The sequence below is a fragment of the Parasphingorhabdus sp. W113 genome (assembly GCF_055693205.1).
Window position 1 is genome coordinate 3,220,231 of sequence record NZ_CM146328.1, and the last position, 15,405, is coordinate 3,235,635.

The window sequence follows — 15,405 nt, forward strand, 5'->3', positions numbered from 1 at the left end:
CCGCCCGAGCAATCCGGCGGGGCTTTTTCGTGGGTGATCGGGACGCGCGCGCAACACGGACGCAGGCCCGACACCGCCCCACCCTACCACCAGTCAGTAAGCCGGATCGCCAGAATGTCGCGCGGCTCGAGCTTGAGCAGCCCGCTGGCAAAGGCGCGGGTCTGGGCGGCGATGGCGGGGGCCATGGCGGGGCTGTTGAGCTGGCGAGCGAGGCGAGCGATTTGCGCTGGCGCAAGCAGTGGCTGGTCGGCGCTGTCGCGGCGCGGGTAGAGATTGTGAAAACAGGTCAGCGTGGTCCAGGCGGTGCTGTTGGCGACAAAGCGCATCCGTCCGCGCCCGAAGGTCCCGGCCCAGAGCGGCGCGGGGGCACGGGTCTCGGCGCGGTACCAGAGCGTTTTGGTGCGCGGCCCGTGGCGAGCGGGTACGCCAAGCGCAACGCCCTCGGCAAGATAGGCCTGTTCCGCCGGGGTCAGCGGATGCGGCGGGTTGAACAGCAGGCAGGGCACATCGGCGGCCTCGAGCCGCGCCGCGTCGAGGGCGGTGAACCGGGTGCCGGTCACCTGCGCCGCCTTGCCGATACAGCGGTCCATCCGCGCCGGATCGAGCCCGCGCACGCGGGCTTCACTGGGACGCATCAGGAAAAAGCCATTGGCCCCGGTCGCAATCCCGCGCCGGCTGGTGATCAGATCGCCCAAGGGGATCGGTGGAGTGGGCGCCGCTTCGGGGTCCGGCGGGGTCCGTAGCAGCGCATCCCATTTCGGCGCCGCCGCGAGTTGCTCTGCTGCCAGCGTCTGGCAGGTGATACCGGGCGCTGTTTCGAGCCCGGCCAGCGTCGGCGGCAGCGCGGCGCTGGCGCCATGATAGCTGCGCACTTGCGCACGCGGCGATTGGCCCGGATCCGGCTGCTCGAGCAATAGCAGCGCCGCTGTCGCCTGGTTGTCGGCAAAAGCCGTGCCGCCCTGATCGATGGTCACCAAACTGTGGAGCAGCCCGCGCTCCAGCAGAAAGGTCTTAAGCGGCTGGCCATAATTGGCCTGTGCCCATTCCGCCGGGATCAGCACCGCCGCGCGGCCGCCGGGCGCCAGCTGGAGACCGATGCGCACGACAAAATGGACATAGAGATTGGACCGCCCGCTCAGCCGCAATCCGGCCCGCGCCGACAGCATGTCCAGCGCCGCCGCATCGCCATCATGGTCGCGCTGCATCACATAGGGCGGGTTGGCAATAATCGCGTCATAGCGCGCCGCCGGGTCAGTCGCGAGAAAATCACCGGCGCGGAGCTGCGCCTCTGGCACCCGCTCCGCCGCCAGCGCAAGCATCGCGGGATCAATATCCTGCCCGGTCATCCGATGCGCCGGGATATCCTGCTGCGCGCAGGCTGCAAGCAACAGCCCGGTGCCCACCGCCGGATCGAGCACGGTTTGCGGCTGGCAAGCGGCGACCCATTCGGCCATCAGCCGGGCATAAGCGGGCGGGGTAAAAAACTGCCCGCGGCGCTTGCGTTCGGCCCGGCTGGCCTGCGCCAGGAAGCGCTGCTCGGGAGAGCGCGGCTCGCGGGACACTGTGCGCGTAACCGGGTCGGGATCGGCGGTGATCATCCAACCGGCATAAAAGCCGCGCCGACAATGTCGAGACTTTTCAACCGGAACCAATCATCCGCAACCGATCATCCACAGCCGATCATCCGCGCCCGATCCGGTCACGCGATAAGGGAGGTGCCCCGGTCAATCCGCCATCAACGCGGCATGGCCTTCCTTGAGCGGCAGCCGGCGGAGATAGATCTGGGCGATCTCGTTCGGAGTGAATACCGGAGGCTGTTTGAGATGCGCCTCCGCCTTGCCATCATCGCCGACACAGGCGTTGATCGCCGAGACCAAAGATTCCGCCAGCGGCGCCGGATCGGTCTGTTCGATATCGCCTTTCAGCATCAGGCTGAGCAGGAAATGCTCGATCTTGAGCCGCAGCGGTTCGTCGATCCGATGGGCATATTGCTCTTCGATCCACGCGAAGGTCCGCCGGTCGCGCGCACGTGACGCGCGCAGCTCGAAGCTTTCGGGGGAAAGCAGGATCGCAATGCCGGTCTTGCAGAAATGGTGGACCATGTCCTCGACCGGCTGGTCGGTATCAAATTTCAGTTCAGCCATCGCATTTTCGATCCGCTCGAACAGTTCCAGCCGCGAAGCGCAATAAAGCTCCTCGCGATTGACAAACTGGTTGTAAACCGTTCGCCGCGACACGCCGGCTTCCGCCGCGACCGCTTCCATCGCAAATTCGCTGAAACTTTCCTGCCGCAGCTTGCGCCGCGCAGCATCCAGAATCAGCCGCCGCGACGAGGCCGGGCGCCAGGCCGATCCTTCTGCCTGGGTTTCATCCGCGGGTTTCATCAATCGCGCTCTGCTTGCCATTTTACACTCCTGTATCAAATACAGCCGAAGAGTCGGCCCTCCAAGTTCACGTGCAAGGTTACGTAAAATGATGTAAAATCCAGCATGAAATGCTATGAATTCCAGTGCGGATGCGATGAATACCGGTTCGACCAAACAAACGACCTGTTGGGACAAATGAACGACCTGTCGCGGCTATATCGCGCGCCGCCGTTACAAGGCATAAGATGGATTATGATCCGATCCCCCAAGGTCATATGCAGGTCCAAACCGGGCCCGCAGGTTGATGCGCGCCTCTGGTGCGTGGTGATCCCGTCATACCCGCCTTGCCGATCGGCATCCGGCTCTGCGCATCATTCAGCGCGGAGCAATCCGGTTGTCGCTATCCCGGCAAACCATATCCCAGACATCCGGCCTTATGCGGTGAGGCCGGACCGTGAAGACAAGATTTGTGTCCGGAGGGACCAACCGCCATGCTCCAGTCTGATTCCCTGCTCCTGATGACCGACATCACGGTCCTGATCAGCGACGACGAGCCGCTGGCCGTGTCCCGGCTGGCCGAACTGGTGCGCCGGATCGACCATATCAATCTCGTCGGGGAAGCCTCGGACGGCCGCGAAACGCTTGAGCAAATCTCCAGACTGCGACCCGATGTCGTGCTGCTCGACATTGAAATGCCGATCCTCGACGGCTTTGACGTGATCGAGCATCTGTCCGCATCTTTGGGGGATTCCACTGACCAGATGCCGCTGTTCATCTTCATCACCGCCTACCCGCAATTTGCCGTCCGCGCGTTCGAGACGGGGGCGCTCGATTTCATTCCGAAACCGGTACGCTATGCCCGGCTGGTCGAAGCCTTTGACCGGGCTCGGGCCGCTTATGCCGATCGCGAGTCGCGGCAACGACTCGCGCTGCTCGGCCGGACGCTCGACCAGCTGCGCCAGGAACGCTCGCAGACGGTTGATGATGACCATCATCTGTGGGTGCCGCGCCATGGGGAAATCGTCCGCGTCGATTGTGACCGGATCGACTGGGTCAAGGCGGAAGGGGAATATGTCCGACTCTATGTCGACGACAAATCCTATCTCTTCCGGCAAATGATCGGCGAATTTGTCGAGCATCAGGCGCCGATTGGCTTTCTGCGCGTCCATCGCTCGGCCGCGGTGAATATCTCGCGGATCGTCGCCATTCAACGGACCAGCAATGGCGGCCGGCGTCTGCGCCTCAGCACCGGTGATGAAATTCCGATTGGGCGCAAATATGCCAAGAACGTCATGGCGATTATCGCGCCTGCTGATGAATAGAATCAACTGATCATACTATAGAAAGCCTATAGAAAATGACATTCGAAATTGTATATTCACACTGTTGTGAACGCATAGTTGCGCCAATGTTTCATTGATATTCTAATATTGATTTCACTGGCTTATTTCATTGCTGGATCGCCACATTTATTGAAGTAACCGCCCTCAGAGGTAAAAAGAGGGAGTTTCCAATGAGGCGTTCACTACCAACCAAAACCCTGCACAAATGCTGTGCATCCGCGATGATCATGGCGCTGGCGCTCACCGGTGGCGCGGCACAGGCCCAGGCCGAAGCACAGGACCAGGCCGCCGACCAGGCCGGCGCGGAAGCCGAAGACGGCGGTGATCTGATCGTCGTGACAGGATCGCGCATTGCCCGGTCCGCCAATCTCGAATCGGTCAGCCCGATCACGGTGGTCAATGCAGAAGAGATCAAATGGCAAGGCACAACCCGGGCGGAAGATCTGCTCAACTCCCTGCCGGCGGTCTTTGCCAGCCAGGCCTCGACGCTCGCCAATGGGGCAGACGGAACCGCCACTGTCGATCTGCGCGGCCTCGGCACCAGTCGGACACTCAGCCTGGTCAATGGCCGCCGGCTGATGCCGGGTGATCCGAGCCCGACCAGCGGGTCCGCTGCCGATATCAACATCATCCCGACATCGATCCTGCGGCGAGTCGAAGTGCTGACCGGCGGCGCGTCCTCGACCTATGGTGCGGACGCGGTTGCCGGGGTGGTCAATTTCATCATCGACACCGAATTTGAAGGCATCCGGTTTGACGGCCAGTATAGCCTTTATCAGCATAATAACCGCAACAGCCTGTTGCCGCCCTTGCTCGAGGAGCGGCAGGCTGCGGGTCTCGACGGCTATGGCTTCCCGACCGGCAGCGTGGCCGATGGCGGGACGTTCGACGGCACCGTATCAATCGGCAGCGGCTTTAATGATGATCGCGGCCATGCGGTGGTCTATTTCGGCTATCGCAAAACCAAGCCGATCGTCCAGTCCAACCGCGACTATAGCGCCTGTACGCTGCAGAATAATGGCGATGGCAGCAATCGTTGCGGCGGTTCGGCGACGTCACCGGAAGGCAATGTGCTGGTGTTTGACGACACCGGCGCGGGCGCCACGTCAACCTTCTACACCTTCCTGCCCGGTCGCGGCTTCGCCAATGGCAATACGATCTTCAACTTTGCCCCGACGAATTTCTTCCAGCGTAGCGGTGAACGCTATACTGCGGGGCTGTTCGCGGATTATGAAGTCAATGAATCGATCAAGCCCTATGTCGAGTTCATGTTCATGGACGACACGACGGTCGCCCAGATCGCGCCTTCGGGCAATTTCGGCAACACGCTGACGATCAACAGCGACAACCCGCTGATTTCGGCTGAACAGAGCGCGGTGATTTTTGACACGGAGAATCTGATCAACGGCTTTCTCGGGAATTTCCCGCTGGCGGTTGGTGCGCCCTATAATCCCAACCCGGGCGATCCGCCGATCAACTTTATCGATCCGACCACCGGACAGCCCTATAACCGCGCCTATTTCCAGGTTTTGCGGCGCAATGTCGAGGGCGGGCCGCGGCGTAGCGAGTTGCAGCACACCAATTTCCGGGCGGTGATTGGCAGCAAAGGCGATCTCGGCAGCGCCTGGTCCTATGACGCCTATTATCAATATGGCCGGGTCAACTATTCGCAGGTCTATACCAATGAATTTTCCGTCGCCCGGCTTAACCGGGCGCTGGATGTGGTGACCGGACCGGACGGAACCCCGATCTGTCGTTCGGTCCGCGACGGCACCGATCCCAATTGCGTGCCCTATGATCTGTTTGCGGGTCTTGGCGGTGCCAGCCCGGAAGCGGTCGCCTATCTTGATGCATCGGGCTTCCAGAAAGGCCAGACTTCGGAACAGGTCGTGTCGGCTTCGATCACCGGCGATCTCACCGAATATGGTCTCACCTCGCCTTGGGCGGATGACGGCGTCGCGATCAATGTCGGCGTGGAATGGCGCAAGACATCACTCGAGCTGGAAACCGACAATGCGTTCCAGACCGGCGATCTGACCGGTCAGGGCGGCGCGACGCTGCCGCTGTCCGGCAATGTGCGGGTCTATGAAATTTTTGCCGAGACCGATATTCCGATCGTCCAGGAAAATTTCATCCACGATCTCAGTCTGAGCGCCGGTTATCGCTATTCCGATTACGAGACCAGCTCGGGCAACAGCTACAGCACCGACACCTACAAGGTCGGCCTCGATTTCGCCCCGGTACGGGATATCCGGTTCCGCGGCACCTATAGCCGGGCCGCGCGGGCGCCGAATATCCAGGAGCTGTTTGCCACGCCAACGGTGGCGCTGAACGGATCGAGTGATCCCTGTGCCGGCACCGCGATTACCGCGGCCGATTTTGGCTGTCTCGCGCAAGGCCTGGCCGTCGGTCAGAGCACCGCAGCCAATCCGGCCGGCCAGTATAACGGCTTTATCGGCGGCAATCAGGATCTCCAGCCGGAGAAAGCCACGACCAAAACCGTCGGTGTGGTGTTCCAGCCGGAATTCCTGCAGGGCTTTTCGCTTACCGTCGACTATTTCGATATCAAGGTCGAGGACGCGATCCGCGCCTTTGGCCAGGACGCGATCCTGAGCGATTGTGTGGCCAATGCCACCGCCACGTTCACCCCGGATTCCTGTGCCCTGATCAACCGCGATGCCGCCGGCTCGCTGTGGCTGACACCCGGCGGGTTCGTCAATGATCTGCCGAATAATGTCGGGGAGATCCAGACCAAGGGTATCGAGATTAACAGCGCCTATTCCCGTGAAATTGGCGGACTGGGTACGCTGTCCCTGAGCTTTGTCGGGACCTATCTCGACGAATATAGCGTGGATAACGGCCTGACCCCGGAATATGACTGTGCCGGGCTCTATGGCCCGACCTGCAGCAAGGGCGGCACCACCGACGCTGGCGCACCGCTGCCGAGATGGCGGCACAAGCTGCGCACCACGGTTCAGCTGCCCGAAGGGATCGGTATCTCGCTGCAATGGCGCTATATCGGCAAGGTCAGCGCCGAAACACTGTCGGACAATCCGTCGCTCGCCGGCGCGAATAATTTTGACCCCGGCCTGCGCATCGGAGCCCAGAATTATTTCGATCTGGCGTCCACCTTCGCGATTGGCGAGAATTTCGAATTCCGGCTCGGGGTCAACAATCTGCTCGATCGCCAGCCGCCGCTGGTAACCTCCGGCAATGGTGGCCGTCCCGGTTCGAACCTGTGTCCGACCGGACCGTGTAACGGCAATACCTATCCCGCCACCTATGATGCGCTGGGCCGGTATCTCTATGCCGGCGTGACGCTGGAATTCTGATCGCACAGCCTGCTGATCCGGCGGCTTTTGACGGGGGCATTATCGGACAAGGCCGCCCGGATCACGACAGGCCATGACAGGGGGGCGACCGGTTGCAAGCGGGTCGCCCTTCTTTGTTTGAAACCACCGGTCACCGGGAAACAGCGCTTTGCCCGGACCGGTCCGCTGCCACACCAACCGGAAGGGTGCGTGCTCTGATGACTGAAACCCCGCCCACTGCCGGTCACCGGTCGACCCGGACATCAGGACAGGCGGCGACGCCCGCCGCCACCCTCCAGCAGGCGCTGACGGCCGCACGGTCAGGCGATCTCGCCCGGGCCCGGGCCCTCGCCGAGACCGCCCGCGCAGCCGGGGCCAACAGCATCGCGGTGAGCGCTTTCCTGGGCATGCTGAGCGCCCAGGAACAGGATCATGACACGGCCATCCGCCATCTCCGCCGCGCACATGAAGGGCGGCCTGCGGATGTGACTATCGCCTGCAATTTGATCGCGACGCTGATCGAGGCGGATGATCTGGCCGGAGCGCTGGTGGTCGCAACCCGCGGCCTGGCACGCGCCGACACGTCCTTGCGGATCGCCCGCTATCGCGGCTTTCTGGCCCAATCGCTGGCCCGGTTTGACGACGCGATCGATGCCTATGAGACGGTCGTCAAACAGGCCCCGGACGATTTCGAAAGCTGGAACAATCTCGGCAATGCGCGGCAAGCGGTGCAGGACCATGATGGCGCAGTTGCAGCGCTGGAACGGGCCATTGCGCTCGACCCGGCCGCCCCGCCGGCGCGGATCAATCTTGCCGCGGCGCTGGACGCCGCCAGTCGCCGGGATGCGGCCGAGCAGATATTGCGGACCGCGGCGGATGATTTTCCGCATGACGCACGGCCCTGCGCCGCGCTCCATACCCATTACAAGCAGGATGGCCGACCGGAAGACGCGCTGGCCGCGCTGGAACAGGCGGTGACCCGCGATCCGGATGACAGCGAATTGCACTTCAAACTGGGCGTCGAATATGGCTTGCTGATGCGCACCGACGCCGCCGAACAGGCCTATCGCAAGGCATTGGCGATCGACCCGGCCATGGCCGATGCCTATCTCGCGCTGGCGATCCACTATGAGCATGGCAATCGCACCGCGGCCTTCGCGCCGCTGATTGCCGAAGCCGAGCAGCATGGCGTGACGGAGCCCGACGTGCTCGCCTTTTTGCGGGCGCTGGACCACCGCCGCGCCGGCCGATTTGCCGAAGCGCTGGCCTGCCTCGATGATGTGCCGGCGACGATGGAACCGGAACGGACCATGCACTTGCGCGCGACGCTGCTCGACCGGCTGGGAGAGACCGACAAGGCCTTTGCCGCCTTTGCCGACACCGCCCGTCTGCATCAGGCCCATCCCACCGCGCCACTGGACCGCGCAGCCGAGTATCGCGACCGCCTACAGGGAGAGATCAGCGCCCTGACCCCCGAATGGGCGGCCAGCTGGCATCCGGATCAACCGCGCAACGACCGCCCGGCGCCGGTCTTTCTGGTCGGATTTCCGCGATCCGGCACCACCTTGCTGGATACCATTCTCATGGGCCATCCCGATGTCACCGTGCTCGAAGAAAAACCGCCGCTCAACCATGTCGATGATACGATTGGCGGCTTTTCCGCAATTGCCGATCTCGACAACACCACCATAGACAACGCACGTGTGCAGTATTTCGCCGAAGTGGACGCCCTCCTGGCACCGGAGTCCGATACCGGTGCCGCGGGGCTGCTGATCGACAAATCTCCGCTCTATCTGCACAAGGTTCCACTGATCCAGCGGCTATTCCCGGACGCGCGCTTCATTCTCGCCATGCGCCACCCCTGTGATGTGCTGCTAAGCTGCTTCATGAGCAATTTCCGGCTCAACGCGGCGATGGCGAATTTTCTTCGGCTGGAGGACGCGGCGGCCCTCTACGACATGGCCTTTCAGCATTGGGAAAGAGCCCGCGCGCTGTGGCCGATCCGCTGCCATATGGTCCGCTATGAAGCGCTTGTCGCCGATGTCGAAAGCACCGTCCGGCCGCTGTTCGACTTTCTCGATCTCGCCTGGTGTCCGGAGGTGCTGGATCATCGGCGTACGGCGCAGCAGCGCGGCCTGATCACCACCGCCAGCTACGCGCAGGTTACCGAACCGATCTATTCCCGCGCAAGCGGGCGCTGGACCCGCTACCGGGACCAGCTCGAACCGATTTTACCGGTGTTCGAACCCTGGGTCGCGCGCTTTGGCTATACGCTCTGACGACCAGACTAGTCGGAGGGACTAATCAGCGGGATACATCAGGGCCGGGCAATCATCCCGCCATCGAGCACGATCGTGTGCCCGATAATCCAGGCCGAGGCCCGCGAACAGAGATAGAGCGCGGTGCCGGCAATATCTTCGGGCGTGCCCATGCGGCCGCGCGGGATCTGACTGAGCGCCATCTGGGTCATGCCGTCATTTTCAACAATCTGCTTGGTCATGTTGCTCGGGAACAGACCCGGGGCGATGGCGTTGACATTGATATGATCGGACGCCAGGTCGGTCGCCAGATGCTCGGTCAGGTTGATGACGCCGGATTTGCTCGCGGTATAGGCATAAGTTGGCATGCCCGAATTGCGGATGCCGTTGATCGACGCGATGTTGACCACCCGCGCCGGATCCTCGGCATTGCCCGCCGCCTTGAGCAGCGGCAGAAATTTCTGCGTTGCGAAGAAGATCGACTTGATGTTGATATCCATCACCTTGTCCCAGCCGCCTTCCGGGAAATCCGCAATCGGCGCCGCCCAGTTGGCGCCGGCATTGTTGATCAATATGTCGATATGGTCATCCTGCGCGGCAATCGCTGCCACCAGCGCCTCGATATTGTCCACCGACGACAGATCAGCCGGAATGGCAATGCATTCGCCGAACGCCGACAATTCTTCCGCCATCGCCCGCAGCGGTTCTTCCTTGCGGGCCGCGATATAGACTTTTGCGCCATTTTCGAGCAGGCCGCGCGCCATCATCGCGCCGATGCCGCTGGAGCCGCCGGTGACCACCGCCACCTTGCCACTGACGTCAAACAGATTTTGCATATTTCCTCCGGAATTGGGACTCCGTTGCGGGAGTTGTTGTGATCAAGCTTCGGCCCGATCCTTTCCACAGCACCGCCGGATTGTCCACGAGAGATGCACTTGCCGATCGCGATTAATGATCTGCACAATAGTGGTTATTTCCCCGGGCTGCATTTTCCGAAAATCATGCTATGGTTTTCAAAAGCGGTGATAAAAATCGCGAACAGGGAGTAGACCGATCATGGCCGTGGATGCGACAACCCTCAACGACGCCATTGCCATGCAATCCGGCGGCATCCGCCTGTGGGTCGCCGTGCTCGTCGCCACCAATCTGGCCGCTGTCCTGTTTATCACGCGCCGGACGACTGAAAAATGGACGATCCAGTGGGAGCCCCTCGCCATATTGGGCAGCTTTTTCCTCGCAGGCATGATGATGACCTGGCTATACGACCAATATGGTTATATAAGACTACTTGGATTAGCCCATTTGGTTTGTTGGACGCCCATTTACGCGTGGATCGCGCTGCGCCGAAAACAGATTGCGCCCGCTGGCAGCTGGTTCGGAAAATATCTCATCGCCTATCTCGTTATCAACGGAATCTCGCTGGCGATCGATATGGTCGATGTGGTCCGCTATTTCACAGGGACCGCCTGACGATCCGCCTTGCGATCCGCTGTTGACGCCCGCAGGGATCGGTTTGCACGACAATAGGATCAGGCCAATATGGTGTAACGGTCTTCCCCGCTGCCGCGGCACATCTGCTTGGAAATCCGGGTTTCGACGCCGTCTATAATCGCAACATCGGTAATGCTGAGACATTTGCGGCCGCTTGGCTCGGTGTTCAGCGCGGTGACGGTCGAGGATCCGGAAACCCCTGCACGGGTCGGACTCTTCCAGGTTGCCACGGCACCGACCTCTTCCTTCTCGGTAACCGCTTCGGTCGCTGCGACCGCCTTTTCCTGCTCGCCCTTGGTCAGCTGACAGGCAATCTCGCTGACCAGCACGGCACCGGCCCCGCTGGCGATCAGACTGCCAATCGTCCCGAGGCCGGCGGCATCACCGGCAACGCCGCCGAGCAAGCCGCCAATGAACCCGCCGCGCTTGCGGCTTTTCTTGCACTGCTTGGGGCCTTTGCCCTTGCGCGCGCTCTGCTTGGCTTTCTTGTCCGTCTTTTTTGCGTCCGGCTCGGCTGCGACATATTCCGGCACCGGATAGCCACCGCAACCGGTGTTGAAGCAAAAGCGGTCCTGCAAATAGACCCGGTCCTGCTGATAGCGTGCTTCCAATGTCCGATAGCTTTCAAGATAAGCCCCATCGGGATCCGATTTGGCATGTTCGCTCATCATCGCCTTGTAGAAATCATCGCGAGCCCGGGCGGAATATTCCATCCGACCGGCGACCTTGCTGGTGTACAGTTCCGACAAGGCATTTTGATGGTCGATCATCGCCTGGCGAAACGGCACCAGTGTCTCGGCATAATAGGCATCGAGCAGGGTCGTGCAGCGATTGGTATCGGCCGCCTTGTCAAACGGCGCGGCAATTTTCTGGAAATCCTCACGGCAATCGGGATAGCCGTCTTCCGACAAGACCGGCGGTTGCGGCAGGACCGGCAGATCGGGTTCTGTCGCAATCGGTGCCACATAAGCGCGATCCGCGCCGGAAACCTGGCGCTCTGCGCTGCTCTGTTCGGTGTCCGCCTCCGCGCTATTGGAAGCCATATCGGCGCTATGCTGGGCTGTGATAGCCCCTGTCGGCAGCAGCAGCATTCCGGCAGCGATAGCCGTAAATATCTGTTTTTTATAGACGAACATGAACCTGTTTCCCTCTCCGAAACGGTAACTGCAAAGCCGGCCGGTCGCAAGCGCGACTTTTCCGATTCTCCTGTCCTTCTCATAACAGGACATGGGCCGACCAGTTGTGCGATAGCGCACTTCTTGTCGCCACCGCAGGCTTGGGCTATGCTCTTGCGGTGCCTGCAACAGGCCGAATATTCACATTGGGATGATAATGAACCGACTGGCGCCATCACACTTACCGACATTGTTCCGGACCGGATTGCTGATCGCCGCGATCGGGGCGCTTCCCGCCAGCGCGGAAACACCCACGGCGGTTGCCATGGACGCGGACAATCCGACCTGCCCGGCCGAGCCCAACTGGTCGGACAAGAAAGCGATGACGCTGACGCCGGTCGACAAGCAGGGCGTCAAAGTGCTGCTTGCCGAAGGGGTGATTGACAGCGACCTGCCCAACCGGTTGAAGCAGATGCTGGCCTCCAACCCAGATATTGCCGAGATCTGGCTGCGCTCGCCCGGCGGCGATGCCCGCGCGGGCAATGCCGCAGGCCGGGTGATCCGCGAAACCGGTGGCCTGGTGATTACCCGGATCCCTGCCGGCTGGACCTGTTTCAGCGCCTGCAATTTCGTGTTCATGGGCGGCCGCGCGCGGATGATCGATGAAGGCGGCCATTTCATGGTCCATATGTTCACCATGACCGGCGACCGTAATGCGATTAACTACAGTATCGAAATGGGCACCGATTCGACCGTCGAACTGATCGGCGAAGTCGAACAGGAAAGCGCCCTGCTGGCAACCGAGGATAATGACTTCCTGATCCGCATGGGCGTATCGCGCAAATTGCTCAGCGAAGTGATGTATCGCCAGAAAGCGGTCCAGACCGACGCCAGCGAAGATGCCGACAAATCCACCCGCCGCTGCCTGACCCGGGAAGAAGCGCTGCGCTATAATGTTGCGAACGTCGCGGATTAATCCGCGACCCCTATTTGCCGATCAATATTTTATTCCCGCGCCGCGCGTAACGCCGCGCCGGCGGCAAAAGGCGTCATCGCCACCAGCAGCAACGACACCGCGCTTAAAAACAGCAGCGCGCTGCCGGTCGGATCGGACAGGCTTCCCGCGCCGAAGATCAGCAACGGAATCGCCAACGGCACGAGCAGCAATCCGCCCAAGGCGCTGGCGCCCTTGAGACCAGCGGTCAGTGCGGCAATCATCACCGCCAGACCGGCCAGCGCCGGCGTCGCAATGGCGAGGCTCGCCATCAGCAATAGCAGTGGCGGTCCGGTCAATCCCATCAGCCCGCTCGCGAGAAAGGCCGCAAAGAGCAGCGGCGGGCCAAAGGCGAGCCAGTGCGACAGCAGCCGGGCAAAGGCAATCAGCTCATCCGCCAGACCGCGCACGATTAGCTGGTCATGTAGACCATTATCGAGATCGGGCTGGATCAGTCGGTCGAGCGGCAAGAGCGTTGCGAGCAGCGCCGAAATCCACAAAATTCCGCCGCCGGTTCGCAGCAACAATTCCGGGTCTGGGCCGACCGCAAAGGGAAACAGGGTCGCGGCGGACAGGTAAAAAACCACCGGCAGCCAGGTCCCGCCGCTGGCATAGCTGTGCCGGACATCGCGCCAGATCAGAGGAACCAGCAGCCGGATCACAAGGCCACCTCGGTCGGCACCAGAGCCTGCAGGTCGAGCGTCACGTCAAAGGCCACCGGCAACGCGATATGGCTGGCCGCCAGCAGGATCCCGCCCGTATCGAGATGGCGCTGCAAGGCCCCGCCCAATTTGGCCACGGACGCGCTGTCCAGGCCATTGGCGGGTTCATCCAGCAGCCACAGTGTCGCTGCGCTGAGAAACGTCCGCGCGAGCCGGGCGCGCTGGCGCTGGCCGGTCGAGAAATAGCGAATCGGCACTTCCGCGAGATGGCCGATATCCGCAGCCGTCATCGCCGCAGCGACATCGTCCGGCGCGCGGCCATCAATCCGCGCCCAGAAGGCCAGCGCGTCGGCCAGCGGCAGCTGTTCGTCCAGCGCCAACCGGTCATCGCATAAAGCCAGGCTGCGCGGCTTGTGAATCGTTCCGGAAAAGGGCGCCAGCAACCCGGCAATCAGGCGCAACAGGCTCGATTTGCCGATGCCATTGGGCCCGGTAAGCAAACCCGCCTGTCCCGGCTGCAGCGCCAGATCGAGATTGCGGAACAGCATCTTCTCACCGCGCACGCAGGATGTGCCGGACAGGACCAGCGGATCCTCCGATTGTTCGTGCAAGCTGGTTGACGGCCCCGCGTTCATGGCACAGACTTAAGCCATGAAACGGCACCAAAGCCAAGCACAGAGGACAGAAATATGGTTGCTCCCCTTAATGAAAGCGAACGAACCGCCGCGCTGGCGCGGTTTTCGGACTGGGATCATGATGCGAAACGCGATGCGATCAGCCGGCGGTTCGTGTTCGCGGATTTCACCGAAGCCTTTGCCTTCATGACCCGGGTCGCGCTGCACGCCGAGAAAGCCGACCATCATCCCGAATGGTTCAACGTCTATAACAAGGTTGATATCACGCTGACCACGCACGACGCCGGCGCCAATGGCGGCCTGTCACAGCGCGACGTCGATCTCGCGGCGATTATTGAAAGCTTGGTCTAAGCTCAGTTATTCGGATTGCTGCCGGCGAGCGCGCCGCTGAGATCCTCGACCTGCGGTTTGCGGAGCTTCCCGGGCATCCAGCGCGCCGCAAAGGCCAGTTGCTTCGCCATTTTATTGACCGGCGTGTGGACTTTCTTGCCGTGCACCGCGTCCCAGGCCGCCGGACCGATAATCGAAACCGGGCTGACCAACACGCCAGCGCCCTCGAGCAGCTCCTTGCCGGTCATATTCGTGCCTTCGGCGACATTGCCGATAATCTGGGTGTCGACAAAGCCGGGCATTAGCGAGCGCGACTTTATATCATGTTTCTGGAATTCGATATCATGGGATTCGGCGAGACCGCGGACCGCAAATTTGGTGGCGCTATAGACGCTGAGATCGGCGACGCCATAAATGCCGGCGGCGGATGCGGTGTAGAGGACGCAGCTGTCGGGCGTGGCCTTGAGCAGGTCAAAACAGGCGCGGGTGCCGCTGATGACGCCGGTCAGGTTGATCGCGATCATCAGGTCAATCTCTTCATCGGTCATCTCTTCGATCGGACCGCCCGTGCCGATACCGGCATTGTTGAACAAGACCGTCATCTGGCCGCCGGTGACAGCCCCGAATTCGGCGACGGCCGAAGCCCATTGCGCGCGGTCGGTCACGTCGAGGCGATGGACCGAACTCGCCCCTTCGGGCAGCATCGCGGCGGTTTCGGCCATGCCTGCGTCATCAATATCGGCAATCCCGACAAACCATCCCTTGCTGGCAAAATAGCGTCCCACTTCCCGGCCCAGGCCAGACGCGCCGCCGGTGATGAAGATTGATTTCTGTCCGCTCTGATATGCCATGACCTGCTCGTCCTATCCTATTTACATTCATGTCCACTCCAGACGGTTT

Annotated in this window: 13 protein-coding genes; 6 read left to right on the plus strand and 7 right to left on the minus strand. The window is 61.5% G+C overall.

The features are described from left to right. Positions 1-83: 83 nt before the first annotated feature. Positions 84-1,598 carry an HsdM family class I SAM-dependent methyltransferase gene (locus ACZ1GS_RS15565; RefSeq protein WP_472696079.1) on the minus strand — a complete coding sequence of 505 codons (1,515 nt, stop codon included), beginning with the start codon at positions 1,596-1,598 and terminating at the stop codon, positions 84-86. Between the two features lie 126 nt (positions 1,599-1,724). Continuing rightward, the gene (locus tag ACZ1GS_RS15570; protein ID WP_472696080.1) at positions 1,725-2,405 is read right to left on the minus strand and encodes a TetR/AcrR family transcriptional regulator; all 681 of its coding nucleotides are present in this window, start codon (positions 2,403-2,405) and stop codon (positions 1,725-1,727) included. Positions 2,406-2,857: 452 nt separating this feature from the next. Between ACZ1GS_RS15570 and ACZ1GS_RS15575 the strand changes: the two genes are divergently transcribed. The 3 genes from ACZ1GS_RS15575 (at position 2,858) to ACZ1GS_RS15585 (ending at position 9,299) form a co-directional block, all read left to right on the plus strand. Further along, positions 2,858-3,688 carry a LytR/AlgR family response regulator transcription factor gene (locus ACZ1GS_RS15575; protein WP_472696081.1) on the plus strand — a complete coding sequence of 277 codons (831 nt, stop codon included), beginning with the start codon at positions 2,858-2,860 and terminating at the stop codon, positions 3,686-3,688. Between the two features lie 191 nt (positions 3,689-3,879). After that, a complete protein-coding gene (locus tag ACZ1GS_RS15580) occupies positions 3,880-7,041 on the plus strand; it encodes a TonB-dependent receptor domain-containing protein (protein ID WP_472696082.1) in 3,162 nt (1,053 codons plus the stop codon). A 197-nt stretch (positions 7,042-7,238) separates the two neighbouring features. After that, positions 7,239-9,299, plus strand: coding sequence for a sulfotransferase (locus ACZ1GS_RS15585; protein ID WP_472696083.1), 2,061 nt, complete (start codon positions 7,239-7,241; stop codon positions 9,297-9,299). Between the two features lie 38 nt (positions 9,300-9,337). Here ACZ1GS_RS15585 and ACZ1GS_RS15590 read toward each other — a convergent pair whose 3' ends face one another. Beyond that, the gene (locus ACZ1GS_RS15590; RefSeq protein ID WP_472696084.1) at positions 9,338-10,114 is read right to left on the minus strand and encodes a glucose 1-dehydrogenase; all 777 of its coding nucleotides are present in this window, start codon (positions 10,112-10,114) and stop codon (positions 9,338-9,340) included. Positions 10,115-10,334: 220 nt separating this feature from the next. On the opposite strand from ACZ1GS_RS15590, the gene ACZ1GS_RS15595 reads away from it, so the two are divergent. Beyond that, the gene (locus ACZ1GS_RS15595) at positions 10,335-10,748 is read left to right on the plus strand and encodes a hypothetical protein (protein ID WP_472696085.1); all 414 of its coding nucleotides are present in this window, start codon (positions 10,335-10,337) and stop codon (positions 10,746-10,748) included. A 59-nt stretch (positions 10,749-10,807) separates the two neighbouring features. Here the strand turns inward: ACZ1GS_RS15595 and ACZ1GS_RS15600 are convergent, their stop codons facing one another. Beyond that, positions 10,808-11,905, minus strand: a complete 1,098-nt coding sequence (locus ACZ1GS_RS15600; protein WP_472696086.1) for a hypothetical protein — start codon at positions 11,903-11,905, stop codon at positions 10,808-10,810. 196 nt (positions 11,906-12,101) lie between these two features. Here ACZ1GS_RS15600 and ACZ1GS_RS15605 point away from each other — a divergent pair, with 196 nt between their 5' ends. Continuing rightward, complete coding sequence (locus tag ACZ1GS_RS15605; protein ID WP_472696087.1) at positions 12,102-12,860, plus strand: COG3904 family protein; 759 nt, start codon at positions 12,102-12,104, stop codon at positions 12,858-12,860. A gap of 29 nt (positions 12,861-12,889) precedes the next feature. On the opposite strand, the gene ACZ1GS_RS15610 is transcribed toward ACZ1GS_RS15605, so the two are convergent. Together ACZ1GS_RS15610 and ccmA are read right to left on the minus strand one after the other, a co-directional pair. Then, complete coding sequence (locus ACZ1GS_RS15610; RefSeq protein WP_472698159.1) at positions 12,890-13,537, minus strand: heme exporter protein CcmB; 648 nt, start codon at positions 13,535-13,537, stop codon at positions 12,890-12,892. Beyond that, positions 13,537-14,151 carry a heme ABC exporter ATP-binding protein CcmA gene (gene ccmA, locus ACZ1GS_RS15615; RefSeq protein ID WP_472696088.1) on the minus strand — a complete coding sequence of 205 codons (615 nt, stop codon included), beginning with the start codon at positions 14,149-14,151 and terminating at the stop codon, positions 13,537-13,539. Before ccmA ends, ACZ1GS_RS15610 begins: the two co-directional genes overlap by 1 nt. Positions 14,152-14,229: 78 nt before the next feature. Between ccmA and ACZ1GS_RS15620 the strand changes: the two genes are divergently transcribed. After that, complete coding sequence (locus tag ACZ1GS_RS15620) at positions 14,230-14,526, plus strand: 4a-hydroxytetrahydrobiopterin dehydratase (RefSeq protein WP_472696089.1); 297 nt, start codon at positions 14,230-14,232, stop codon at positions 14,524-14,526. A 2-nt stretch (positions 14,527-14,528) separates the two neighbouring features. On the opposite strand, the gene ACZ1GS_RS15625 is transcribed toward ACZ1GS_RS15620, so the two are convergent. Continuing rightward, positions 14,529-15,356 (minus strand): SDR family oxidoreductase, encoded by an 828-nt coding sequence (locus ACZ1GS_RS15625; protein WP_472696090.1) that lies wholly within the window; start codon positions 15,354-15,356, stop codon positions 14,529-14,531. Positions 15,357-15,405: the final 49 nt, after the last annotated feature.